Origin of the sequence: Shewanella colwelliana, assembly GCF_001735525.1 — a bacterium.
GTDB classification, from domain to species: Bacteria; Pseudomonadota; Gammaproteobacteria; order Enterobacterales; family Shewanellaceae; genus Shewanella; species Shewanella colwelliana.
The window spans coordinates 1-23,494 of the sequence record NZ_MCBT01000007.1; the positions used below are offsets into that span (position 1 = coordinate 1).

General features: G+C 44.5%; 21 protein-coding genes. 13 read left to right on the forward strand and 8 right to left on the reverse strand.

Features of this window, described 5'->3' with window-relative positions; translation table 11 throughout:
- The first annotated feature begins 72 nt into the window (after positions 1-72).
- Positions 73-1,250 (forward strand): IS3 family transposase gene (locus BEL05_RS20680; RefSeq protein ID WP_139151798.1). Its coding sequence is split into 2 segments (ribosomal slippage): positions 73-340 and positions 340-1,250, totalling 1,179 coding nucleotides; the frame shifts between segments, so codons are not numbered across the junction.
- On the opposite strand, the gene BEL05_RS20855 is transcribed toward BEL05_RS20680, so the two are convergent.
- From BEL05_RS20855 to BEL05_RS02595, 5 genes are all read right to left on the reverse strand, one after another.
- A complete protein-coding gene (locus BEL05_RS20855; RefSeq protein ID WP_069670172.1) occupies positions 1,169-2,107 on the reverse strand; it encodes a site-specific integrase in 939 nt (312 codons plus the stop codon). The two genes, BEL05_RS20680 and BEL05_RS20855, sit on opposite strands and share 82 nt — an antisense overlap.
- Positions 2,100-3,413 (reverse strand): tyrosine-type recombinase/integrase, encoded by a 1,314-nt coding sequence (locus BEL05_RS02580; RefSeq protein ID WP_069670173.1) that lies wholly within the window; start codon positions 3,411-3,413, stop codon positions 2,100-2,102. The genes BEL05_RS20855 and BEL05_RS02580 overlap by 8 nt, the downstream gene beginning before the upstream one ends.
- A 95-nt stretch (positions 3,414-3,508) precedes the next feature.
- Positions 3,509-4,867, reverse strand: a complete 1,359-nt coding sequence (gene gorA / locus BEL05_RS02585) for a glutathione-disulfide reductase (protein WP_069670174.1) — start codon at positions 4,865-4,867, stop codon at positions 3,509-3,511.
- Positions 4,868-4,999: 132 nt separating this feature from the next.
- Positions 5,000-5,491: a hypothetical protein gene (locus BEL05_RS02590; protein ID WP_028764268.1), complete on the reverse strand. Its 492-nt coding sequence runs from the start codon at positions 5,489-5,491 to the stop codon at positions 5,000-5,002.
- A 109-nt stretch (positions 5,492-5,600) separates the two neighbouring features.
- Positions 5,601-6,377 carry a hypothetical protein gene (locus BEL05_RS02595; protein ID WP_069670175.1) on the reverse strand — a complete coding sequence of 259 codons (777 nt, stop codon included), beginning with the start codon at positions 6,375-6,377 and terminating at the stop codon, positions 5,601-5,603.
- Positions 6,378-6,649: 272 nt separating this feature from the next.
- On the opposite strand from BEL05_RS02595, the gene prlC reads away from it, so the two are divergent.
- Positions 6,650-8,689: an oligopeptidase A gene (gene prlC / locus BEL05_RS02600; protein ID WP_069670176.1), complete on the forward strand. Its 2,040-nt coding sequence runs from the start codon at positions 6,650-6,652 to the stop codon at positions 8,687-8,689.
- A 144-nt stretch (positions 8,690-8,833) separates the two neighbouring features.
- Complete coding sequence (locus tag BEL05_RS02605) at positions 8,834-9,703, forward strand: LysR family transcriptional regulator (protein WP_083250282.1); 870 nt, start codon at positions 8,834-8,836, stop codon at positions 9,701-9,703.
- A 67-nt stretch (positions 9,704-9,770) separates the two neighbouring features.
- Here BEL05_RS02605 and BEL05_RS02610 read toward each other — a convergent pair whose 3' ends face one another.
- Entirely contained in the window at positions 9,771-11,384 is a 1,614-nt protein-coding gene (locus BEL05_RS02610; RefSeq protein ID WP_069670177.1) for an AbgT family transporter, read from the reverse strand.
- Between the two features lie 833 nt (positions 11,385-12,217).
- Between BEL05_RS02610 and BEL05_RS02615 the strand changes: the two genes are divergently transcribed.
- Genes BEL05_RS02615 through BEL05_RS02630 form a run of 4 tightly spaced genes read left to right on the forward strand, consistent with a single transcriptional unit; the run spans position 12,218 to position 14,955 of the window.
- Positions 12,218-12,787, forward strand: coding sequence for a LemA family protein (locus tag BEL05_RS02615; RefSeq protein ID WP_028764263.1), 570 nt, complete (start codon positions 12,218-12,220; stop codon positions 12,785-12,787).
- Between the two features lie 57 nt (positions 12,788-12,844).
- On the forward strand, positions 12,845-13,855 hold the full coding sequence (locus BEL05_RS02620; protein ID WP_028764262.1) for a DUF3137 domain-containing protein: 1,011 nt from the start codon (positions 12,845-12,847) through the stop codon (positions 13,853-13,855).
- Positions 13,855-14,586 (forward strand): lytic transglycosylase domain-containing protein, encoded by a 732-nt coding sequence (locus tag BEL05_RS02625; RefSeq protein ID WP_051413127.1) that lies wholly within the window; start codon positions 13,855-13,857, stop codon positions 14,584-14,586. Before BEL05_RS02620 ends, BEL05_RS02625 begins: the two co-directional genes overlap by 1 nt.
- A gap of 6 nt (positions 14,587-14,592) precedes the next feature.
- On the forward strand, positions 14,593-14,955 hold the full coding sequence (locus BEL05_RS02630; protein WP_069670178.1) for a nuclear transport factor 2 family protein: 363 nt from the start codon (positions 14,593-14,595) through the stop codon (positions 14,953-14,955).
- A gap of 4 nt (positions 14,956-14,959) precedes the next feature.
- Here BEL05_RS02630 and BEL05_RS02635 read toward each other — a convergent pair whose 3' ends face one another.
- Positions 14,960-15,799, reverse strand: a complete 840-nt coding sequence (locus BEL05_RS02635) for a 23S rRNA (adenine(2030)-N(6))-methyltransferase RlmJ (RefSeq protein ID WP_069670179.1) — start codon at positions 15,797-15,799, stop codon at positions 14,960-14,962.
- A gap of 111 nt (positions 15,800-15,910) precedes the next feature.
- Between BEL05_RS02635 and BEL05_RS02640 the strand changes: the two genes are divergently transcribed.
- Entirely contained in the window at positions 15,911-16,744 is an 834-nt protein-coding gene (locus BEL05_RS02640; RefSeq protein WP_081730707.1) for a class I SAM-dependent methyltransferase, read from the forward strand.
- Between the two features lie 388 nt (positions 16,745-17,132).
- Here BEL05_RS02640 and BEL05_RS02645 read toward each other — a convergent pair whose 3' ends face one another.
- Positions 17,133-17,627: a hypothetical protein gene (locus tag BEL05_RS02645; protein ID WP_069670180.1), complete on the reverse strand. Its 495-nt coding sequence runs from the start codon at positions 17,625-17,627 to the stop codon at positions 17,133-17,135.
- A gap of 402 nt (positions 17,628-18,029) precedes the next feature.
- Here BEL05_RS02645 and BEL05_RS02650 point away from each other — a divergent pair, with 402 nt between their 5' ends.
- The 5 genes from BEL05_RS02650 to BEL05_RS02670 all read left to right on the forward strand — a co-directional run bounded on the left by BEL05_RS02650 (position 18,030) and on the right by BEL05_RS02670 (position 23,413).
- Entirely contained in the window at positions 18,030-19,301 is a 1,272-nt protein-coding gene (locus BEL05_RS02650) for an efflux RND transporter periplasmic adaptor subunit (RefSeq protein ID WP_069670181.1), read from the forward strand.
- Positions 19,294-20,001 carry an ABC transporter ATP-binding protein gene (locus tag BEL05_RS02655; protein WP_069670182.1) on the forward strand — a complete coding sequence of 236 codons (708 nt, stop codon included), beginning with the start codon at positions 19,294-19,296 and terminating at the stop codon, positions 19,999-20,001. The genes BEL05_RS02650 and BEL05_RS02655 overlap by 8 nt, the downstream gene beginning before the upstream one ends.
- Positions 19,991-22,366, forward strand: coding sequence for an FtsX-like permease family protein (locus BEL05_RS02660; RefSeq protein WP_069670183.1), 2,376 nt, complete (start codon positions 19,991-19,993; stop codon positions 22,364-22,366). Before BEL05_RS02655 ends, BEL05_RS02660 begins: the two co-directional genes overlap by 11 nt.
- Before the next feature lie 272 nt (positions 22,367-22,638).
- On the forward strand, positions 22,639-23,157 hold the full coding sequence (locus tag BEL05_RS02665) for a hypothetical protein (protein ID WP_069670184.1): 519 nt from the start codon (positions 22,639-22,641) through the stop codon (positions 23,155-23,157).
- 37 nt (positions 23,158-23,194) lie between these two features.
- The gene (locus tag BEL05_RS02670; RefSeq protein ID WP_069670185.1) at positions 23,195-23,413 is read left to right on the forward strand and encodes a hypothetical protein; all 219 of its coding nucleotides are present in this window, start codon (positions 23,195-23,197) and stop codon (positions 23,411-23,413) included.
- Positions 23,414-23,494 lie beyond the last annotated feature (81 nt).

A 23,494-nucleotide genomic window follows, 5' to 3' on the forward strand; every position in this document is an offset into this window, starting at 1 on the left:
TGTAGTGGTACGGTGAATTTGGCCACCTAGTTAGAGGTGATATCATCACCTCATAAGTTAACAGGTGACACTATGAAAAAACGTACAAGAAGACTTTTTAGCGCAGAGTTCAAACTTGAATCAGCTCAATTAGTGCTAGATCAAAATTACTCAATTGTTGAAGCTGCTCAAGCCATGAGTGTAGGCAAATCAACCATGGATAAATGGGTTCGACAATTAAGAGAAGAGCGACAAGGTAAGCAACCTAAAGCATCACCTATATCACCAGAACAAATTGAAATTCGAGAGTTAAAAAAGCAACTCGCTCGCCTCCAAGAGCACAACGAAATATTAAAAAAGGCCACAGCTCTGTTGATGTCGGACTCACTGAACAATTCTTAATAATTGAGAAACTCAGGCAGAGCTACAGCATAAAAACATTATGCGAAGTGTTCAGTATTCATCGTAGTAGTTACAAATATTGGAAAAAGCGGCCAACAACCATTAATGCCGATAAAGTTAAACTTCGGAGCCTAGTTAGCGAAGTACACACTGCAAGTAATGGGTCGGCTGGTGCTAGAACCATTGCAGATATGGTTAGCCAGCAAGGTGTCTTGCTAAGCCGCTATCGTGCCACTAAGTTGATGAAAGAGCTTGGTATAGTTAGCTGTCAGGTTCCTAAGCACAAATACCGAAAAGGCACGCTAGAACATATTGAAACCCCTAATCACCTAGGTCGACAATTCGCAGTTACAGCTCCGAATGAAGTCTGGGTTGGTGATGTCACCTACGTGTGGGCTGGTAACCGCTGGATGTACTTAGCTGTTGTGATTGATCTATTCGCCCGTAAAGTGATTGGCTGGGCTATGTCATTATCACCTGATAGCCGTTTAACTGGCAAAGCGCTTACGATGGCCTATGAAGGTCGTGGTAAACCTAAAGATGTTATGTTCCATAGCGATCAAGGGACTCACTATACAAGCAGAAAATATCGACAACTTTTATGGCGATACCAGCTCAAACAAAGTTTATCTCGACGTGGGAATTGTTGGGATAATAGTCCAATGGAACGCTTTTTTAGGAGCCTTAAGACAGAATGGATACCAACAACAGGGTATCGTAATTTTACAGAAGCTCAGAACGAAATTACACGATACATAATTGGATATTACTGCCAGCTTCGTCCACATCAATATAACGGCGGACTGACGCCCAATGAATCGGAACGATTGTTCTGGTTAAACTCTAAGATCGTGGCCAATATTAGTTGACCACTACAGTCCAAATTATTGTGTCCGCCCATTTCCAAATGAACTCTTTTAAAGCTTCGACGTTTAAATGCGGGCATTTGATACCACTGTTCTCCCACTGAAATCGATACATTTTTAGGGCGCTTAAGTTGAAAAATAACACTGGCATTTGAGTAAGTGTAGTAGCTCATCAAATACGTAGCTGCGCACATCATTTTACTAATTGCGCCACAAAGCTTGTATTCCTTATCGAGCCAGCTAAAGGTCATAGTTGATACACATTTTCCTGCATTTATATGCTTTTGCGGATTTTCAAGAAATTGAGCTGTGGTTTGATTGAAAAGTTTGCGTAAAAAAGGTAGTAGCTGCCTTAAATCACTGCGGCTGTATGCCTCAAAGGATTCTGTATCTTTTCTGCCCATTGTCGGAATGTTTAAGAACCAGTGGCTTGGGTAGTCAAAATAATTTTGAAATAACCTGCTTATCATCGAGAGTGTTAGTGTATACGTGGAGGCCTTTAATAAGCCCAACCGTACCTTCTCAAAACAAGATGCCATATACGCTTCTATTGAATGCTGCAAGAAGGCTTCAATATCATTTTTGTCACACCATTTAAGGTATAACGACAGTGCTCGGTAATGATCATAGAGCGTGGAATGTGAGGCTCCCTCTTCCAATCTTTCTTGAAATCGCTCCTTGAACTGAAGAATGACTCCATCACGATGAGCTGACTCAACAGGTTTTCCTTGCTGTATATGTTCGGTTCTTGGATAACCTTTAAATAATAATCGATTCAAATCACATCGGCGGTTTTCGCCATCATTCATTTGAAAGCACAGAGAGGCATCCCAACCACTTAGATAAGTGACATTACTCATTTTTACTCCCTACCGCTTCGTGCATAATTGAATCTAATATGCCAAATTTCACTTTAAATACCTCTTTACGTTTAAGGAAGCGTAGGTATTTCCATGTAGTGCTTTCATCATTATGCCCCATCCATCCCATAAGAAGCTCTAAAGACTCAATCGTACCCAAATTAGCATCTAGCAAGTCACTGAGCCTGTAAGTTCCGTATGCGGCCCTGAGATCATGGAAACGATGCCTAAAAGAAGTGTCTATTTTCTGTATTTTACCCCTTAGTTCAATCCAGCGAGATTCGATGGTTTCTCTGGTCATCGGATTGCCTTGCTGGCTGATGAATAAGGGTTCGTGGCGTTCGCACCGTTTTAATGCTTCTATGGTGCTCTGTTTTAGCAATAAGGGGTGACTGACTTTGGTATACAGCTTATTTAGACGGCTAAGTCTACGCTCTGAGATTTGGTATTCACGTAGCGCTTCAAGTAAATCTATAGAAATTTCAATGCGACGTGATTTATCAAATTTGGTTTGAACACCAGTAGACTGTGGGCATAGTGTTAATTCGAAACGATGTTGACTCTCAGCAACTGGTGAAGCTGTACTTAGAGCATCTAAGGTAAAGGAGCTTATTTCCTCAATACGCATACCTGTATCAATCGATAGAAGTATTTGTAGCCTAAGTTCTTCAGATGTCTTAGGTAAAAATGCAATGAGTAAATCAAGAGATTCTTGGCTTAAAGGGGAAAGCGGTCGTATATTCTGGGAATTGCTGTCTTTCGGTACTTTGATTCTTAGGTCACTGGTTTCTAATGTAAATGTTGGTCTTAGATGTGCCAGCATCCCCTGGTTCCTAATCTGAATAAACTCCATCTTAAAGGGGGCCTCTTGCTCTCTCTTTATACGTAAGAATCTCTCGTGCATCGTCCACAGATAAAAGTTCTTAACTTGGTTCATATATGTATTGGCGGTGCTATGTGCCAACTCGCCACACTTTACTAGCTTAAGTAGGTGAGAGCGGAACAGATAAGTGGGTTTTAGTCTCTTGATTGGAGGGAAGTGATTCCATTCCAACTGCTCACTTTCTAGGAACTGATAGTATTTGAGTAGAGCACGACTGCATGGGTTGAGGTCTTTCGCTTTCTTTACAGCTTTGAGATAAAAGAGATAGCTGTTTGGTTCTTGGAGAAAAGCACCGTCATCAGAAAACAGTGTAGGAAGTGAGCCTATGTTGTTTTTTGTTGGCTGACAATGGTAAGTGCCATCATCTTTGAGTGCTAATTCTGTATCTTTGTAAATGTCACTGGAATGTATTAGTTGAGTCATTTATCCACCTAGAAAGAACACTGCCTATACAACCAGTATAAGCAGTGTCGACTGTTTTTCCAGATTTCTAAGCGTGTGAAGGTTAAGTTTCTACACTAACTCTTCATGGTAACAAACTCTTCGGCGCCAGTGGGGTGAATCGCGACCACAGCATCAAAGTCAGCCTTGGTTGCGCCCATCTTCATGGCAACACCGAAACCTTGCAGAATCTCATCCATGCCATAGCCGATACCGTGAATACCCACGACCTTTTCATTGTCGCCAGCGCAGATAAGTTTCATTTTGCATGCTTGGCGATGAGCGGTGACAGCGGTATACATTGAAGTGAAGCCAGAGGTGTAGACTTTTACGTTGGCTTCACCAAATTGCGCGATGGCTTCTGGCTCGGTTAATCCCATAGTGCCGATCGCTGGATGACTAAAGACCACTGTAGGAATTAGGCTGTAATCCATTTTCGCATCTGTCATGCCGTTAAATAGACGCTCTGACAGTAAACGACCCGCTTTAACAGCCACAGGTGTCAGCTCTACGCCGCCTTCGATAATATCACCGACGCAATACACGCCCTTGGCGCTGGTGTTTTGTTGCTCATCGACAATGACATAGCCTTTGTCGCTAAGTTTCACGTCGGTATTTTCAATACCAATGTTATTGGTTGAAGGCTTACGGCCTATTGCCCAAATAAGGGTGTCGACGTGATATTGCTCACCGCTTTCAAGGGTCAGTGTTAGGCTACCGTCATTATTCTTAACCACAGATTGCGGTACGCTATGCGTATGCAGTGCAAGGCCATCGGTCGCCATACTTTCCATTAGGGCTTCACTAAGCATTGGGTCGAAGCTACGGAGCGGTGCGTGTTTACGCACAAACAGATGGGTTTCGCTGCCAAGGGCATGCAGCACGCCAGCGACTTCTACCGCAATATAACCCGCACCCACTACAGCTACGCGCTTAGGTTGTTCGTTAAGGGCAAAAAAGCCATCTGAGTCGATACCATGCTCTGCGCCAGGAATGTTAGGAATGGTTGGTGAGCCACCCGTTGCAATCAGGATATGATCGGCAGTGTAATGCTCGCCATTGACTTCAATGGTGTGGTTATCAATAAAGCGACCATAACCGCGCACTAAGGTCACGCCGTTGTTTTCGAGACCGCGATCGTAAGAGCCGTGGATGCGCTCAATATAGGCTTCGCGGCTTTCGACCAGCTTACTCCAGTCAAATTGGTTCACGGAGACATCAAAACCATAATCTTTGGCATACAGGTGCATTGCTTCAGCAACCTGTGCACCATACCACATCACCTTTTTAGGCACACAGCCCACATTGACACAGGTACCACCAAGCGCCTTTGCTTCGATAAGTAGCACTTTAGCACCACGCATAGCGGCACGGTTCGCCGATGCGATTCCACCGCTACCCGCGCCTAAACAGATATAGTCAAAGTGTTGAGCCATCATTTTCTCCAAATTCGAACCATTGCATATTGCGGTCATTGTAGGGGTAAAAAGCATGGTAAACCAGTGCTCAATGTTTGTGCCTTATCATAGACCTTGTCGCCAGAGGTTCGCTTTCAGTCAGCAGGGTGATTAGCGTCTATATTGGCAGCGGTTGTGATCGTCTTGATTGGGTCCCTCTGCGCCACACTTCATGCAGACCCACTCAGATTGTCGTGCTTGCAGTTCATCATACTGGTAGCCAAACTGCTTGGTATTGCCTGTTTTTAAAGTCTTTTCTAGGTGGCGCATGCGCTTATTTAACCAACGACAACTGGGGTTATCAGCAACGCTATCACGGCTAGCGAGTTGCTGCTTACGACTTCGTTTTTTGGGCTTACTTTTGCGCAATGGCTTGGTGACAACCGGTTGGGAGATTGATTGCACTGGCGCAGCGTGATAGTTCAGTGCCGCCTTGTCGCCGGTGGGTATCACAATAGGGTTGCCTTCACTGTCAAGGGCGACATTTTGCGGCAGGGTATGTGTTTCAGTTATCGGCTGTTCGGGGTCGGCAGCAAAGACGCAAACGCAGCATAAACTAAGCGCGATGATAGAGGTAAGGGGGTGATATCGTTGTGCAGACATTCCATGTCCTCATGCTTAGACCGTTGCGCTCCTTGCAACGATTTCATGCTTAAAGTTAGTCGATACCGACCGAGCCTGCCACTCGCAAACGCTAAAGTGCAGCGTTAAGTTAAAAGCTCCAAGTTAAATGAATGCCAGCATAGGTTTGGTCTAAGCTGTCGATGCTGCCTTGTTGCTCTTGTTTAATATCTTCTTGAGCTATGGTGTGGCTGATGTGGCCAGATAGCACTAAATTGCTACTCGTTTGGTACTCAGCTTCAACACCAAATTGGAAGTGGTTAGCGCCGTTATGCGCCTCGGTCACATATTGAAAATCAAATGCTTGTGTGACGTAGGGGGTGAGTGTGAGTTGCTCGGTCACAGGCCAACTGCTATGCAGGCTTGCTTCAATAAAATATCCGCCTGCTTCGGTAGAATAGGTGTAAGCTATTGATGGGGTTAACCACTCTACTGCGCTGTAACTGAGTGACGCAAATAGTTCATTATCGCTGGCGCGTTCATCACCATAGGCTTCGATACGTTGATAGCCTATCGATGCTTCTAGGTTTTCAGCAATCGAAAAACCATACTCTAGGCCAAAGTTCCACTCGGTGTAGGTTTCGCTGTCGCCGCGCCCCACTGTGGTATAGATGACGAGATCTTGGTATTGCACAGCGGCAGTACCCCAATAGATACCGCCTTGATTTAAATTGTTGCGCCCTTCGGAAATGTACTCAGAATCCCAGCCCATATCCAAAATAAATTCGAGTGGTTGCGCGTCACTATGGGCAATAATATTGGTGATGTGAGAGTCGTCGACGCTGGTTGCTTGACGTGGTTCGTTAGCAAAAGTCACCGTGCTCACAAGCAGCATACTGGTTGCTAATGAAAAAGTGATTTGTTTCATACCCGATGAAATTCCGATGGCTGTATCCTGTTTACATGGAGCATAGAGAGCTAGGTGCTAAACGTAAATGATAATGCATTGCATTTGCGAACCGCTTATCAATTACGGCTATGTAAATATTGAGTAAATCTTATTTTTGCCGTAGATCAAAGTTTTTATTTTATATGCCTGCTAGAGGGCGCAATTTCAATTCTCTTGGGCTGCAACGCTTGAATAGCAGTGAGCTTGCCCATATCTATTACTCTGTATCTTAAGATTTTCGAGGAAATATGATGAGTAATCCTTTGCTGAGCGGTGCGACCTTGCCGCAATTTTCGCAAATTAAACCTGAGCACATTCAGCCCGCAGTAGAGCAGGGGATTGATAACTGTCGCCAGAAAATCGATCAGGTGTTAGCCGCTGGTGGTCCGTATACATGGAGTAATTTCATTACGCCGCTTGAGCAGGTAGACGATGAGCTAAGCCAGATCTGGTCACCCGTGTCGCATATGAATTCAGTACTGAGCACCGATGAGTGGCGTGCCGCTCATGATGCCTGTTTACCGTTACTGTCAGAATACGGTACCTATGTTGGTCAGCATCAAGGATTATACGAAGCTTATAAGTCACTCAAAGCCTCTGATGAATTTGCTACATTAAGCCAGGCACAGCAAACCAGCATCGAGCATAGTCTACGTGATTTTGAGCTGTCAGGGATAGGATTGAGCGATGAAGGTAAACAAACATACGGGAAATTGGTTAAACGTTTATCTGAGCTAACTAGTCAGTTCTCTAATCAACTACTTGATGCGACTCAAGCATGGACTAAATTGGTAACAGATAAGTCAGCACTGGCAGGGTTACCTGCATCAGCCGTTGCCGCTGCAAAAGCTATGGCTGAGGCTAAAGGCCTTGAAGGCTGGCTATTTACTTTAGACTTTCCCTCATACCTACCCGTGATGACCTACAGTGATAACCGTGAATTACGTGAAGAGTGTTATCGCGCTTTTGTGACGCGTGCGTCAGACCAAGGGCCCAATGGGGGGGAATTTGATAATAGTCCCTTGATGGATGAAATTGTGGCCCTAAGACATGAGCTGGCCCAATTACTTGGGTTTGATAGTTACGCTCATAAGTCGCTAGCGACCAAAATGGCGCAATCGCCACAACAAGTGTTGGATTTTTTAAATGAGTTGGCTGCACGTTCTAAATCTCAGGGTGAAACCGAGCTTAACGAACTCACTGAATTTGCAACGACAACCTACGGTGTTAGCGACTTATCTCCTTGGGATCTGAGCTATTATGCTGAGAAACTCAAGCACCATAGGTATGAGATATCTCAAGAGTTGTTACGTCCTTACTTCCCAGAAGACCGTGTGTTATCAGGGCTGTTTTATACCGTCTCACGCCTATTCGGTTTAAGTATTGAAGAGCAAAAAGATGTCGACACTTGGCACAAAGATGTGCGTTTCTTTCATATTAAAGATACCAATGACGAACATCGAGGCAGTTTTTATCTTGATCTTTATGCGCGTGAAGGCAAGCGCGGTGGCGCATGGATGGATGATTGTCGCGTGCGTCGCCAAACTGAAAGCGGTTTGCAAGATCCGGTGGCATACCTCACCTGTAATTTTAATGCGCCAGTTGACGGTAAACCGGCACTATTTACCCATGATGAAGTGACTACCCTGTTCCATGAGTTTGGTCATGGCATTCATCACATGCTGACAAAGATTGATGTGGCGGGTGTATCGGGCATCAATGGTGTGCCTTGGGATGCCGTGGAGCTGCCTAGTCAGTTTATGGAAAACTGGTGTTATGAAGAGGAAGCGCTTGCGGAGATCTCTGGTCATTATGAAACTGGCGAGCCACTGCCGAAGGCGATGTTAGATAAGATGCTGGCGGCGAAAAACTTCCAGTCAGGCATGATTATGCTGCGTCAATTGGAGTTTTCGCTGTTTGATTTCCGTCTGCATCTTGAGTTTGACCCTAGCGTTGGCGCAGAAATTCAGGCGAAGTTGAACGAGGTAAGAGAGCAAGTCGCCGTGGTGAAGGCGGCTGAATTTAACCGTTTCCAACACAGCTTTGCACATATTTTTGCTGGGGGCTATGCCGCGGGTTATTACAGCTACAAATGGGCCGAAGTACTGTCTGCCGATGCGTTTTCCCGTTTTGAAGCTGAAGGGATCTTCAATGCCGAGACTGGCCATAGTTTCTTAGAAAACATCTTAGAGATGGGCGGTAGCTTAGAGCCGATGACGCTATTTAAGCGGTTTATGGGCCGTGAACCTAAGATAGATGCCTTACTCAGGCACTCAGGTATCAATGGCTAGTGCTGTTGAGCTAATAGGTTAAGGTAAAATGCCAACCCACAAGGGTTGGCATTTTTGATTGTGCCCAACAATCGTGGTGTGGCTTCCAAATTGTGTTAAATCATGTAGGGTAATCAATATCTAAAGACTTGATTACAATTTGTTATGATAAATCCAATCTGGTTACGTAGTTTTTGTACGCTGGTGGAGCTTTGCCACTTTACTCGCACGGCTGAGCGACTCTATATGACCCAATCTGGGGTGAGTCAGCATATTCGTAAATTGGAAGAGCAGCTCGATACACCGCTATTAATAAGAGAGGGTAAACAGTTTTCGCTCACTGATGCAGGGCAAAAGCTCTATCAACAAGGGCAAGATATTCTGCTAGCTCTCGATGCGCTGCAGCAGTCGGTTAAGGTCGATCCGCCCTTTGAAGGGCTTGTACGATTAATGTCGCCGGGGAGTATTGGTCTCAAGTTGTATACTGAACTTCTAGGCCTTCAGCAGCAGCACAACGGGTTAACGCTGGATTACCGAATCAACTCTAACTCAGGTGTTGAAACCGCGATTGCAGACTTAGATGCTGATTTAGGCTTAATGACTCGACAGCCCATCTTAAGTGAGGTGCAAAGCCGATTGATCGCCCAAGAACCACTATTGCTGGTAACCCCTGCGTCACATACATCTTTGAGTTGGTCGTCATTACAGCAGCTTGGCTTTATCAATCATCCAGATGGCGCACACCATGCTAACTTGTTATTGGCCGCTAACTATACAGAGTTTGAGCACTGCGACCAGCTGAGTCATCGAGGCTTTTCTAATCAGATCAGCCTGATACTAGAGCCTGTGAGTCGTGGGTTAGGCTTTACCGTGTTGCCTGCCTATGCTGTCGAGGCGTTTGCACGCCCCGAGTTGATCAGCTCGCACCCCTTAAGTGTGCCTGTAAGTGAACCCATCTATTTATGTTACCGACGCCAAACGACGTTACCAAAGCGGGTGATCTCGGTTATGGATGAGATTGTCGCCAGGTTATAACGAGGTGGCATAAAAACGCCGAACTCAGTTCGGCGTTTTTATGGTCAGTCAAGGCTATCACTCAGGGCTATGGCGTATAGTAGGTCGCAGCTCCTGGACCCACAGGTAAACCTAATGCAAATACCCAGATAAAGAAGAAGCAGGTCCAGCCAATAAAGAACACGATAGAGTACGGCAACATGGTTGCCACTAAAGTGCCTATGCCAAGGTTCTTTTTATACTGAGAAGCCACCGCCAAAATAAGCCCAAAATAGCTCATCATAGGGGTGATAAGGTTAGTGACCGAGTCGCCGATTCGGTACGCAGCCTGAATTGTCTCAGGCGCGTAGCCGACGAGCATTAGCATAGGGACAAAAATTGGCGCGGTCACCGCCCACTGCGCCGAGGCGCTACCTAGCATTAAGTTGATGAAGCCACACATCATAATAAATAGGACAAATACAACGGGACCCGTTAACCCTATCGCACTCAGGGCATCAGCCCCTGTGACCGCGAGCACGGCGCCGAGATTGGTCCACTTAAAGAAGGCGACAAACTGTGAGGCAAAAAATACCAGCACAATGTACATTCCCATGGTGCTCATGCTGTGAGACATGGCATCAATCACATCTTTGTCGCGCTTCATGGTGCCTACAACCTTACCGTAAACTAGGCCCGGAATTGCAAAACAGATAAAGATAAAGGCAACAATACCCTTTAGGAAAGGTGAGCCAGCGACTAAGCCTGTCTCTGGGTTTCTCAGTGGGGCATTTTCAGGGATGATGGTTAACGCAAGGATAGCCGACAAGACCAAGATAGCGACCCCCGCAGCCTTTAAACCGCGTTTTTCTTGAGCGGTGACACCATCCATCTTTTGGGCATGCAAATCGATAGAGGCTTCTTCTGGATCATATTTGCCCAACTTAGGCTCAACGATTTTTTCGGTAACAATGGCGCCAAGAATGGTGATCAGGAACGTCGACACAAACATGAAATACCAGTTCACTTCAGGGCCAACAAGATACTCAGGATCGATCATCTGCGCCGCCGCTTCGGTGATGCCTGATAGCAGTGGGTCGACCGTTCCTAATAGTAAGTTAGCGCTGTAACCGCCAGACACCCCAGCAAATGCGGCGGCTAAGCCCGCTAACGGGTGGCGACCAAGAGAGTGAAATATTAGCGCTGCCATGGGGATAAGTACCACATAGCCCAGTTCAGAGGCGGTATTTGACACGATACCCGCAAATACAATGGTTAGCGTCACTAGGCGTTTAGATGCCCCCATGACCAAAGAGCGCATGGCGGCTGAGAGTAGCCCTGAGCGTTCAGCAATGCCGACACCCAGTAGGGCAACTAACACAGTGCCAAGTGGTGTAAACCCAGTAAAGTTAGTGACTAGATTGGAGACGATGAGTCGCAGTCCTTCACCATTCATTAAGCTGACGACATGAATCAGACCATCGGCACTGCGACCCGGTGCACCAACAGGCCTTGGGTCGGTAACGGTTAATTCAAAGTAACCTGCAATGCCACTGATGGCGATTACGGCAAGACAGAACATCGCAAACAGCGTAATTGGATGGGGCAGCAAGTTACCTAATCGCTCAACCACATTTAAAAAGCGAACAAAGGCACCGCTTTGACCCGCTGTGGGTGGCGTTATACTTGAGGAGGGCAGGCCATCCTGTTGATTTGTACTCATCATACTTCCTTCATTGCGGGCATCTTTGTGCCTTTTATTTAGTATTGGTACTCGCACGCTTTAGCGAGATCGCGAGTTAACCAAGCATGATGGCAGAGGCGGTTTAATTGAAACTTAAATCTGAGTAATTAGATGGGGTATTAAAAAAATAGACCCGATTCTGAAGCAGAATGGGTCTCAATAGGATGATGTCACCAAAACTCACAATGGGGAGGTGAGTTGCTGTTTGGTTAGTGAATAGATTAGCGCTAAATTGCTGTACAAAGCCTGAACATTAGTCGGGTTTAAAACTTGGCCAAAACGCAGACAAAAAAAAGACCTCTTATGGGGTAAGAGGTCAAAATGGGATTTACGAACAAGCGTCTTTCAATTCAATGAGGCTAGCTTAACAATCATTCGCTGTACCTGAGCTGAATAGGTCAAAATGAGCTGTTATCTCTAACTGTGGTGGATGCATCTTCTAGTGCTGTTAATGTTAGCTTTTTGTCGAAAAAATTGTGATTTTCAGCTAGGTTTGTATAAAAATGATGAAATTATAACTTGTTTTATTGCTTTTAAAATCAATGAACTCTGTATTTATTTGGCTAATTTAGTTGACTTGTTTGTCATTTTCGCCTGTTTCTAATTCAAACGGTATTTTGTTTCTGTTAATGCATAGGTCAACTATCTGACTTAAGCGTAAAAGCTAGCAGATAACTGCTAATTGTTGATTTTTACAACAAATTATATTGCGACGATTGGCATACAAATAACTGGAATTCTTCAACAAAATCGGTAATTGTGGGGAGTTATAAGAGCAAAAACTAAAAAAGAACAACAGGAAGGACGTCAAAATGGAAGGTTTATTGTTAGGGTTAGGGCTTGTAGTGATTATTACCTACCTTTGGTATGTCAGTTTAATCAAAAAGCGTAACGCGGGGCGAGAGGCACTATCAGGCATCGACGTGCAATTAAAAAAGCGCGCTAACCTTGTGCCAAATATTCTCAAAATCGCACAGAAGTTTATGGACCATGAAAAGTCGCTACTCACTGAGATCACCGCGCTGCGCGCCCAAGTGACAGCAGGTTACGACAATGCAGACAGTCAAGCGATTAAGGAACATCTGGCAGTTGCGGAACAACTCAATAGCAAGATGGGACAGTTAATGGTGAGTGTAGAAAACTACCCTGAGCTGAAGTCTGACAATACTATGCTGCAAGCGATGCAGACCTACAACGAAGTCGAAGAACATATCTCTGCCGCTCGTCGTTTTTACAATTCAGCAGTGTCTGAGTTGAACACAGCGGTCGAAATCTTTCCAGGTTCGATTATTGCGTCAATGGCTAATGTTAAAGTGATGCCGTTTTATGAAGCGGATGAAGCATCAAAAGCCCCCGTCGATGCCGCCGATTATCTTAAGTAACATTTGATAGGTGAGTGCTGATGGTACTCACCTAAGTCGCCGTGTAGAGCCTCACCAATGAACATTATTAGTTTTATATTTGGCGCGCCGATTAAGCCCTCACGTCAGCCTAAGCGCCTTGTGGCCGATAGCGCTGAACTGGATAAGTTTAAGACGCATTACGCTGAACATATTGAACCGCTAACTCGCAAGTTTGAAAACCGTCGTGTTGCTTGCCTAAAAGCCCTTAGGCAGCGTATCTACATGAGTCTCGCTATGTTTGCCAGTGTCGTGGTTATCGCCATGCTGTATGCCGCGCGCCAATATGTTGAGATGCCTTGGATATTTTTAGCTGTACCGATTATCCCCTTGGTGTGGTGGTGCTCGCGACCCATTAAGCGTTATCGCAACGATGTTAAGGAGCAGGTGTTTCCTAAGATATTTCGTTATTTTGGCGATGACTTTATTTTTAGTCATACCCACACAATGAGCCTATCGACACTCAAACGTTCAAAATTACTCCCCAGTTACGATGATGCCCATTTCGACGACTATGTGCAGGGCAGTCATAATGGGGTTGAGATCGTCATTAATGAGCTGAAACTGACGAAAGAAGTTCGCCGTGATAAGCGCACCGAAACAGAAACCGTATTTCGTGGCGTCATGGTGCAGTTAAGCAGTCACAAGGCGTTTAAGGGTCACACTGTGGTCGTTAAAAGCCGCGGCGGTTTAATTAACTTCTTATCTAGCTCCTTTAAAAACCTAAGTCGAGTGAAGTTAGAAGATCCCCGCTTTGAGAAACAGTTTGATGTTTTTTCTACCGATCAGATTGAGGCGCGTTATCTACTCACCGTCGGATTTATGGAGCGGCTACAATCCTTAGCGAGTATGTTTGCAGGTAAAATTCAGTGCGCATTTTACGAGAACAAGCTATTGATTATGTTGGCTAGCCGCGAAAACCGTTTTGAGCTCGGCTCCATTTTTAATGGCGCGACCTTTGAATATGAGTTTAGCCAAATAAACCGCGAGATGAAGCAGCTATTTGCTATGATTGAAGTACTCAAACTCGATCAAGATATTGGATTGTAATGACCTTTTCGTCTATTGGTGCCGACATTAACTACCGAGTGCTGCCACTGTACTTGCTAATGCTATTGAGTGTTAGCCTTCATGCACAGCAGCCCACTCAAGGTAAGCCGCACTATAAAAAAAGTTATAGCGATAAGGCAACATTGACCAATAACGACGCCCCAGCTGACGCGCCAGTGAGCGACAATAAAATTAAGGTCTATCAATACACCCAAAGCAATGGCGTGGTGGTTTTTTCGGATCATGCTCCGGGCAAAGAGGAGTTTAGGGTATTACTTTATGACTGCTACGCCTGCAAACCTAACTCCGAGCTAGACTGGCAAAAGATGCCGCTGTTTAGCGCCGACTACGACGAGCTGATTAACCTCGCAGCTAAAACACACCAGCTCGACCCAGCACTAATCCGTGCGGTGATCCATGCCGAGTCGGCTTTTAATGTGTTTGCCTTATCGCGCAGTGGCGCTATGGGGCTGATGCAGCTAATGCCTGATACTGCCAAAGAGATGGGAGTGACGAACCCTTATCGGCCCGATCAAAATATCGATGGTGGGTCGCGTTATCTTGCCAAGATGCTAGCGCGATTTGACGGTGACATTGAGTTAGCCTGCGCGGCTTATAACGCAGGCCCAACAACCGTGAGTCAATATCAAGGTATACCGCCGTACCCAGAGACTCAGGCCTATGTGAAACGGGTTAAGATTTTACTGAAACGCTATCAAAAAGTGGGGTAGTCACGGATGAGACAAACCATTATTGAGTTGGAGCTCAAGCTGTTAAGCCCTGAGGTACGCACTAGCGCCGAGGCACTGCAGCAGCTGATTCATGATGAGTTTTTAGAAATAGGGGCGACAGGGGTAAGTTTTGGTAAACCAGAGGTATTGCAGCGCTTACCTCAAGCAAGGCCACCAAGCTTCAACGTATTTGATATTCACTATCGATTACTCAGTGCCGATTTAGCACAGCTGACCTACCGCGCGAGCTTTAAACCCATTAATGAGCTAGAAAAACGTTACTCACTGCGCACTTCATTGTGGAAGCTTGAGGGAGAGCGTTGGCAGATGATCTATCACCAAGGCACTCCCTGCGAAGCATTTTTCTAGGTGCTTATTCGCCCACTTCCCATGTTACCTGCGTCGAACCGCCGCCCTGATTAAGCAGTGGTCCTAGGTAATCTAATGTCGATTGTGCCAGCTCGTCGAGCTGCCAGGGGGGGTTAATGACCCATAGGCCAGCCGCTGTCATGCCAAACTCATCACTGTCGGCTTTTATCGCCTGTTCAATGCGTAACTGACGACGAATACCGCTTTGCTTTAATAGCTCAAACATTGACTCTGTTTGCGCACGATTAACCACTGGATACCAGATCATATACACCCCAGTAGAGAAGCGCTTATGGGCCTGAATAACCGCCTTGGCAACCTCTTGGTAATCGGTTTTCATCTCATAGCTTGGGTCGACTAATATGACGCCACGACGCTCTAGTGGCGGCACTGAAGCAATAAGACCCTTTAAGCCGTCGCCTTTAATTACCTTAATCTTTTTATCGCTGCCCAGTTGTTCGTCCAGCAACAGATGATCAGCGCCATGCAGTTCGTGCAGCACCATACGGTCGTTCTCTCGCAGGTTCATATCGACAAAGGCGGGTGAGCCTGGGTATAACTCAAGCTCATCTGTGCTATTAAAATGCTTAACGTCTGCAATATACTGACTCAAGGCTTCAGGCAGATCAGTTTTGTCCCACAGCTTGGCGACGCCCTCTAAATATTCTCCCGTCTTCTGGGCAAATTCATCTGACAAGGCGTAACCGCCAGCACCAGCATGGGTGTCGATATACACCATCGGCTTATTTTTTTTGTGCATCAGTCTCAAGGTTTGCAGCAACATAGTGTGCTTAAGCACATCAGCATAGTTGCCAGCGTGATAGCCGTGGCGATAACTTAACATGGGGTGTCCAATGGTCGAGGGCAATTGCCTGAATACGGCGATTATAGGGGGTAAGTGCGACGAGGTAAAACCGCTGAGTGCAAAAGCCTCCACGTGACACCAATAAATCAGATGTTCAGCACCGACTGCTTTTGGCATAATGGCGTAGTGATTTTATTCAATTGTGGTCAAGGTATTTTGCAAACAGCTATCTTTTTTAATCGTCAGTACCCAACATTGGTTGAGGTGAGCGAACGTTGGGGCCTGAAGTGGGATCAAGACGCCCTTTTCGAACTGCGCTTTGAACAAAATATCCTGAGTTTATATAAACGTGATGAACCTAAACTGGCTGGTATTAATGTCGACTTTGTCGGTGGTGCCGTCGCCCATCGACGCAAGTTTGGTGGTGGCCGAGGCCAGTCAATTGCCAAAGCTGTTGGCCTTAAGCAAGCGGTTACGCCGACCGTTGTTGACGGTACCGCAGGTCTAGGACGCGATGCCTTTGTATTGGCGAGCCTAGGCTGCAAAGTGATCATGGTTGAGCGTCACCCTGTAGTCGCCGCACTATTAGAAGATGGTTTGCGCCGTGCCTATCTTGATGCCGAGATCGGTCAGTGGATGCAAGAGCGTATGAGTCTGTTTCATGGTTCAAGCCTTAATGCATTAGCCGATGCCGCCAACACCTCTGGCACTGAAATTGACGTGGTGTACCTAGATCCCATGTATCCCCACCGTGAAAAATCTGCACTAGTTAAAAAAGAGATGCGCGTATTCCAATCCTTGGTCGGTGCCGATCTTGACGCAGATGGGCTGCTCGCTCCCGCAATGGCCTTAGCCACCAAACGTGTGGTCGTTAAGCGTCCCGATTATGCCGAAGATTTAGATGGTGTTAAGCCCAGCACAGTTATTGCCACCAAGAAAAATCGCTTCGATGTCTATGTTAAAGCGGCAATGAAAAGTGGTTAGTGTCTAAAAAAATAGGGGCTTACCAGGGTTAAATGTTTTTAGTAATGGAATTAGCATAAATGAAATTTGTAATAACACAAAAGTCGTAAAAGTTTCAAGCAAGTCATATAGGAATAAATCTGAATATGAAGTTATGCGCAGTAATATTAATAACAGAAAAAGCTATGTGCAAGTGTTTAAAACTGATGGCTCTTACGAATTATATAAAATAATGCACTGACTTTTAGTGGGAGTGGGTTTTGGCGCATATTTAGATTTTTTCGCTTATTTTCGTGTAGATATTCAGCCTTGATGTTGATCGCGATGCCCTATCTTTATTCGGTTTGATGATATGTCTGTTGAGAGATAAATTGAATGCCAGCATTTCAATCTATCTCTCGAGAATATGTTATTGATAAGTGCTATAACTTCTTGAGCTATCTAACGTTGAAAGTATCGATTTTAATTTATTGTCCTTTTCGACCAAATTTGGTTCCATCATTTTAAATTGCTCTAACATTGGGGCGGGTAGGTTATCGTAATAGATAAGGTATTCCCTATCGAGTTTTAACGTCGGTACCGCGCTGCTCAATGTGGCATTACTGGTTTGAAACTGGCGACTGTCTTTTACCCAGTTTTTGAGGAGTTCTTGCCAAAGTGGGTTTTGGTCTAGCTCGCCTAAATAGGTCTCAGCCTCTTCCTTCGTCAGAAACTGTTGTTCCTTTGTATTGTAGACATAAAGCGCAGGAAAAGTTGGTGTGGCAGTTTGCGCCGATACAGCGGCATAAAATTGGTCTTTCTTTGCTTTTCCAAATGCTATGAGCGATGAGTCACCTGCATTAGCATTCAGGCTTAGCATGGTGGTTATTGTCAAAACAACAAGTAAGAGATAAATTTTATTCATTTTTATACTACTCATTTAATATAGAGCGAATAACTCTTAAAGCTATTCTATCTATTATATTTTAGTTGGCTATTTTTCTTCGCAGGTTAAAACTCCACCAGTGGAGTCGCAACAAATTTCGCCACCACCTCCACCTGAACCAATAGGTACGCAGTGCGCAGCTACACCGATTGATGTTAATAGAAGTGTTAATGCAAATATTGGAGAGAAGATTTTTTTAACATAGACAATAATCCTTTTGATGAATTGATAATCGCAGTACATCCATATCTCTGCGGGAAATAAATTATCAGCAAAAAATAATGCTGTCAAATTGTCTGTGGTATGTATTAAAAAAGTTAATGATAATGTGGTGAAGGTTGGATATATTAGGATGATAACTGCAATAAATGGAATTATGTAATGTTTGAAATCCCCGAGGACAGGAGTCACTCCCAAACGTTTAAAGTTGTCATTATTGTGTTGGCTATCGTCGCGATACTGACGCTATTAATCACCATATTTACAGAGCAGGCCTTTTCAAAATCTGTATCAAACCCTTCTTATATTACTGGAGTTGTCAGCCGTTCAGCTTTAACTGTCGCCATATCTGGGTACGGTAAGCTAGTGCCGAAAACTCAGCGTGGTATTAATACCATCAGTAGTGGTCATATCGTGGAAGTTTTACAACAACCAGGCAATGTTGTCAGTAAGGGGGAGGTCATTTTGTTGCTCAATAACCCTAAACTGCAACGAGCAATGGAAACCAGTGAACTTGCTTTACTTGAAGAGCAGTCTAATTTGCAGTTGGTTAAGGCGGAGTCTCGTCAAGCTCTAGAAGATCAATTAGGCATGATTCGGTTGGCTAAAGTGCGTTTAGCGCTGGCGCAAGCAGAGCTGACAGCACATGAAAAACTGAAAGAAAATCAGGTTATTTCAACTTTAGATCTTCATAAAGCTAAAGTGGCCTGGGAAAAAGAAGATGCGGTGTTGCAAATGGAATCAAGCCGCTTGATCACATTGAAACAAACGCGAAAATCGATCGATGAATCTGCAATGTATCGCTTAGAGAAGGCGAAAAAACAACGAGAGTTGTTAGTGTCTGAGGTGGAACAGTTATCTATTACTGCGAGTATGGATGGTATGTTGACAGAGTTAGCCGATGACCTCGACATTGGACGGTATCTTGATGAGGGGCAGGTTGTAGGCATGATCGCTGATTTGTCTAGTTACTATGCTCGTATCAATATCACAGCAAGCGATGCAGAGTTTGTTGCCCCAGGTCTACTCGCTACAGTGTCAATAAAGGGAGTCGACATGCCCGGTTTAGTGTCTCGGGTCGAGCCGACAGTCACCAATGGTAGCGTTGAAATTGATATTAGTTTTACTGGGAGTTTACCTGCATCTGTTCGGCCGAATATCGATGTTAATGCTGTGATTGAGGTTGCATCTCATCAAGATGCCCTCGTCATTGAGCGACCCGTCGGTGTCATCAGGGGGCATAGAGACTATTCGTTATTTGTGCTCAACGAAGCACGCCAACAATTTGAGACTCGTCATGTGAGCATTGGTGATATTAGCGGAGATAAAGCGCTAGTAGTAAAAGGGCTGGCGCAAAATGAACAGATTTTATTACAAGTTCCTTCTCATCTTGCTTCGAGACAGCAATTTTCCATAGGAGAGATAGATGAGTAAAGCTGTCATTAAGTTAACCGACCTTAATAAATCCTTCAGTCACCGAGCAGGAAATAACCATGTACTCAAGCAGATCAATCTACAGGTTGATGTGGGTGAGATGGTCGCTATTCTTGGGCAATCTGGTAGCGGTAAGTCAACTTTGCTCTCAATTCTCGGATTGTTAGATGTTGCAGACTCGGGTTGCTACTACCTTTGTAATCATGATGTTAAGTCGCTTTCAGCATATCAGCTCAGCCAGTTGCGGAATCAACACGTTGGTTGGGTTTTTCAAAATTTCAATTTGATTGCCGATATGACGGTGTCAGAGAATTTAATGGTGCCATTGCGATTTAACGACGCTATTAAGGCATCGGAATATGCCAATAGAGTCGCTGATGTTTTAAGTAAAGTGGGGTTAAGCGACCGGTGTTCATTTTATCCAGACGAACTGTCTGGTGGTCAGCAACAAAGAGTGGCAATTGCCCGTGCGCTGATATGCCAACCAGACATATTGTTATGTGATGAGCCGACAGGAAACCTGGACTCAACTAACTCGCGTAAAGTAATGGACCTATTATGTGATTTGCATAAAGAAGGGCGGACGGTACTGATTATTACTCATGATAGTACTGTCGCAGCTTGTTGCCAGAAAGCCTACAGCATGGTTGATGGGAAGCTCCAATTGATGAGTGAGCAGGAGTTTAAATATGCTGTTTGACCTTTTGTACGGCTGGCGCAAGTGGCGTGGACAAAGGGGAATTTGGTTAGTATTGGTCGTTAGCCTCTGTCTGCTTTGCAGTTTAATAGGTTTGGTGTCGAGTTTACTGTGGATGCTAAACAGCGATCGTCCCCAGTGGGTAATGCAACATGCTCCAGTTATAACTGTGGTCAATCAAGATTTTAACGGTAATCTTCAACCTACATCTGTTTACGATATTGAGCTGTTACAAAACCTGCCAACGGTTACTGCTGTGGCAAGTGTCGCAGTACAAACAACAATGCTGACGGTAGGGTTGCAGGATATCCCTAACTTGAAAGTGGGTTTTTACTCAGACAGCTTGATTGATGTATTGGGGCTACCGAAACCTTTTTCGTATAACGTGTGGGAGGGGAATAAGGTTGTTTTGTCTGCAGAGTTTTGGCGCGAACATACTACGAAGCAGTCGGTATCTGAATTATCTTTGTATTTTAAAGATCGTCCCTTAGCTATTGCGGGGGTTGCACCGACTTCTATGGCGAAAATTGGCGATGTGAAAATTGATGTATGGATTCCAGACAGGTATCTACTCCAAGATGTCCCTACAATGTTTGCCAACAATCCCGATTTATATATCAAAACGAAAAGTAACCGATATGGGTTTGCTCTGTTAAGCAGAGCGGCAGCTATCAGTGAGTTACAGCAGGCCTATTCTTTATTGAGAAGCCAAACACCAAGGCCAGAAGGTGGATTTGTTGATAGTCATTATACGCCCTGGCTGATTGATGGTGTTGAGCTTAAGCCAAATGAACGAGCCTTGATACAAAAACAGGCCTGGGTATTACTTGTTTTACTGATCTGTTTTGGTTTTATTGTATGCAGCGGCATTGTTTCTGTGTATACCCAGCAAAGTATTGTTCGTCAGTCAGAAGTTCAGTTGAAGATAGCGCTGGGCGGTAATCGGTGGGATCTATTTGGGCAGTTATTCAGAGAGAACTTGCTCTCACTTTTAATGTTAATTGTCGTTAGCCCGCTTTTAGGCTTTATTTTCATGGAGTATGTGGCGAAAATCCCCGTTTATAGTGCTTACTTTGACTCAGGTTTATCATTTAATAGCTGGCTGTGGTTAGGAGCGGTATTGGGGTCGGCATGTTTATATTTGACCTGTGCACAAATACCTATGTTTAACGCAATGAAAACGCAGTTTCGGCGAGGACGGGTGGGTCAAATGACTAAGGCTCAAGTGTTAATGAGTCAGCTTGTGCTAGTGATGCAGCTCACTGTAATTATCTCAGTTGCTACGCTCTGTTTGGTGCTTTCGTCATCACAGTGGAGCAAATATCAAAAAGTGAGTTTTGCTGAGTCATTATACAGCCTTAAACCTAAGGTAACTGGGCGACTGTCAATGAGCTTGTCGTCGGAACAGATTAATGGTGACTGGCTGGTTGCAAGTAATGAAGTGGCACTATCTTCAGAAGCATTTACCCAATTAGGCGCCCAAAGTTTAAGTTATCGAGCGCAAAGCACAGCAGCGATATCAAAACCGATCAATAGTCTTTATGTGTCGACGAATTTTTTTGATCTGTTAGAGATCCCCTTTCTCATTCCTGCAACGTTAACTACAGACTCCGTGATAATTAATCAAACGATGGCTTTGCAATTGGCTGAGGAGCTTGGGCTAAGTCATTGGCAAGGGGTCAAAGGTGTTGAGCTACAGGTTTTAGGCTTTTATTACGAAAAACAGTTAAAAGTGGCTGGTGTCGTAGAAGATCAACTTCATTTTGGGATTAATCAGGCGCCGAGACCTGTTATCTATTTGCATTTAGGCACGCAAAACCCTTTGATTGCTCATCGTCTTGCGCCAGTGATATACAGTAAGGGGGAGAATGTTCGCTTAGTCGAGTCTCATTTGAATGATTGGGCGAAATTGCAGTCCAGTGTGTTGTCTTATCAATATGCTGGGCAATTAAATCAAGAGATCATCAATACAGACTCTGCAGGGCGATTATTGTTTGTGACCTCTTGTGTGATGGCACTATTAATTAGCTTGTTGGTGATGTTTACATTGTATTATCGTTTTTATTTTGCCGTTAAAGTGCAACAAGTAAAGTGGGCGGTTTTACTCGCATTAGGCGGTCGTAAGGCTAATTTAGTCGTGCAAACCATTAGGTTAAATATAGTGTTGGCGGGTATAGCTGGAGTATGTGCAGTATTGTTACTTTTTAGCCTAGATGCCTACAGCATGGCGTTACTCAGTATTTCGCTAATACAACCTTTATTGTTGGGGATAAGCCTTATCACTTGTGTGCTAATGATAGTCGGCATTACTTGTTGGGTATCGCTCCGAACCTTTAGGCATAGTATTAGTCACCTTTTGAGAAGTTAAACCTATTTACTCTGATTAACATATTATGGTTAAGTTCATTCGATACTTGTTATCGCGTGCAGCAGAAACCTGATCTCGACGGTGTCAAACCCAGCACCCGCATCGAAACTAACAGGAACCCCCTTTAACGTCTGCGTTAAGGCCGCGATGAAGAGTGAGTCGTGCTCACCCAGTTGTTAGCCTGCTTATCTTGTGATGTGATAGGGCTGTCACGCTCGCTGCAAATGAGGGTTTTCGACGTGATTACTAGCAAGAGTGTCAAGGAGGCTATTATGATCGGTATTATTTTTTTTGCTTGTCTCATCTTCTTGGTGATATTTATCTTTTGGTTTGCTAAGTGGTGTACCTATTACATAAAGCCGGGGATGACGAAATTCTGGAGCTATATTGCAGTGGTGTTTACCTGTTACATGGCACTGATTGGAGATGAGATTATAGGCGGTATTCAGTTTGGTTATCTTTGTTATAACAGGCCAAGTATTGAGGTGTTAGTGGACGAGCTTGAGGGGAGAAAGGTTAGATTACATTCTGAAAGAAATTTGCTCAGTAATACGCTATTAGAGATATCTAAGGGAACAAGTAAAGCTGTTGATGTTGATACTAATGAGGTTGTCATTCAATCGATGACTTATCGTGTTGATGGAGGTTGGTTGTCACATTGGATAGATTTTAATGGGCATGCTAATCCTTTCTTTTTTGATAACAGCTGCGGACCAGGTAAAAAATTTAGAGCACTAATGAAAACCCATAATATCAAAGATGTTGATTATACCAAACATCACGGCCAATGATAAATTGTGAATTGAAGATTAATCTAAGGGACTATAAATGATAAATATCACGGAAGCTTTCAAGAACGCATTACTTGCTGATGTTACTTACTTAATCGATGAGAATATAAAGGGTTCAGAAGATTTATTATTCGAACTCACCAAAAAGCTTGGTGCCACCTTAGCCAATTATATTGTAGATAACTTTGACCTTGATTTCGAATCCATCATCAATACCAGTGAAATTGCAGGTACAGGATTTGATGCCAGAGTCTGACCAAGAACAAAAAATAATCATAGGCACAGTCAGTGGCGTTGTGACCGAAGCACAACAGCTCATGTTAATAGTCCAGGATGA

Excerpts from the sequence above, each read along its gene's own strand:
- BEL05_RS02605 (WP_083250282.1), top strand. The coding sequence starts at position 8,834 with ATGATAAATCCAATCTGGTTACGTAGTTTTTGTACGCTGGTGGAGCTT.
- BEL05_RS02595 (WP_069670175.1), bottom strand. The coding sequence starts at position 6,377 with ATGAAACAAATCACTTTTTCATTAGCAACCAGTATGCTGCTTGTGAGC.
- BEL05_RS02590 (WP_028764268.1), bottom strand. The coding sequence starts at position 5,491 with ATGTCTGCACAACGATATCACCCCCTTACCTCTATCATCGCGCTTAGT.
- BEL05_RS02615 (WP_028764263.1), top strand. The coding sequence starts at position 12,218 with ATGGAAGGTTTATTGTTAGGGTTAGGGCTTGTAGTGATTATTACCTAC.
- gorA (WP_069670174.1), bottom strand. The coding sequence starts at position 4,867 with ATGGCTCAACACTTTGACTATATCTGTTTAGGCGCGGGTAGCGGTGGA.
- BEL05_RS02620 (WP_028764262.1), top strand. The coding sequence starts at position 12,845 with ATGAACATTATTAGTTTTATATTTGGCGCGCCGATTAAGCCCTCACGT.
- BEL05_RS02655 (WP_069670182.1), top strand. The coding sequence starts at position 19,294 with ATGAGTAAAGCTGTCATTAAGTTAACCGACCTTAATAAATCCTTCAGT.
- BEL05_RS02630 (WP_069670178.1), top strand. The coding sequence starts at position 14,593 with ATGAGACAAACCATTATTGAGTTGGAGCTCAAGCTGTTAAGCCCTGAG.
- BEL05_RS02660 (WP_069670183.1), top strand. The coding sequence starts at position 19,991 with ATGCTGTTTGACCTTTTGTACGGCTGGCGCAAGTGGCGTGGACAAAGG.
- BEL05_RS20855 (WP_069670172.1), bottom strand. The coding sequence starts at position 2,107 with ATGAGTAATGTCACTTATCTAAGTGGTTGGGATGCCTCTCTGTGCTTT.
- BEL05_RS02640 (WP_081730707.1), top strand. The coding sequence starts at position 15,911 with ATGTTCAGCACCGACTGCTTTTGGCATAATGGCGTAGTGATTTTATTC.
- BEL05_RS02645 (WP_069670180.1), bottom strand. The coding sequence starts at position 17,627 with ATGAATAAAATTTATCTCTTACTTGTTGTTTTGACAATAACCACCATG.
- BEL05_RS02625 (WP_051413127.1), top strand. The coding sequence starts at position 13,855 with ATGACCTTTTCGTCTATTGGTGCCGACATTAACTACCGAGTGCTGCCA.
- BEL05_RS02670 (WP_069670185.1), top strand. The coding sequence starts at position 23,195 with ATGATAAATATCACGGAAGCTTTCAAGAACGCATTACTTGCTGATGTT.
- BEL05_RS02580 (WP_069670173.1), bottom strand. The coding sequence starts at position 3,413 with ATGACTCAACTAATACATTCCAGTGACATTTACAAAGATACAGAATTA.
- BEL05_RS02650 (WP_069670181.1), top strand. The coding sequence starts at position 18,030 with ATGTTTGAAATCCCCGAGGACAGGAGTCACTCCCAAACGTTTAAAGTT.
- BEL05_RS02635 (WP_069670179.1), bottom strand. The coding sequence starts at position 15,799 with ATGTTAAGTTATCGCCACGGCTATCACGCTGGCAACTATGCTGATGTG.
- prlC (WP_069670176.1), top strand. The coding sequence starts at position 6,650 with ATGAGTAATCCTTTGCTGAGCGGTGCGACCTTGCCGCAATTTTCGCAA.
- BEL05_RS02665 (WP_069670184.1), top strand. The coding sequence starts at position 22,639 with ATGATCGGTATTATTTTTTTTGCTTGTCTCATCTTCTTGGTGATATTT.
- BEL05_RS02610 (WP_069670177.1), bottom strand. The coding sequence starts at position 11,384 with ATGAGTACAAATCAACAGGATGGCCTGCCCTCCTCAAGTATAACGCCA.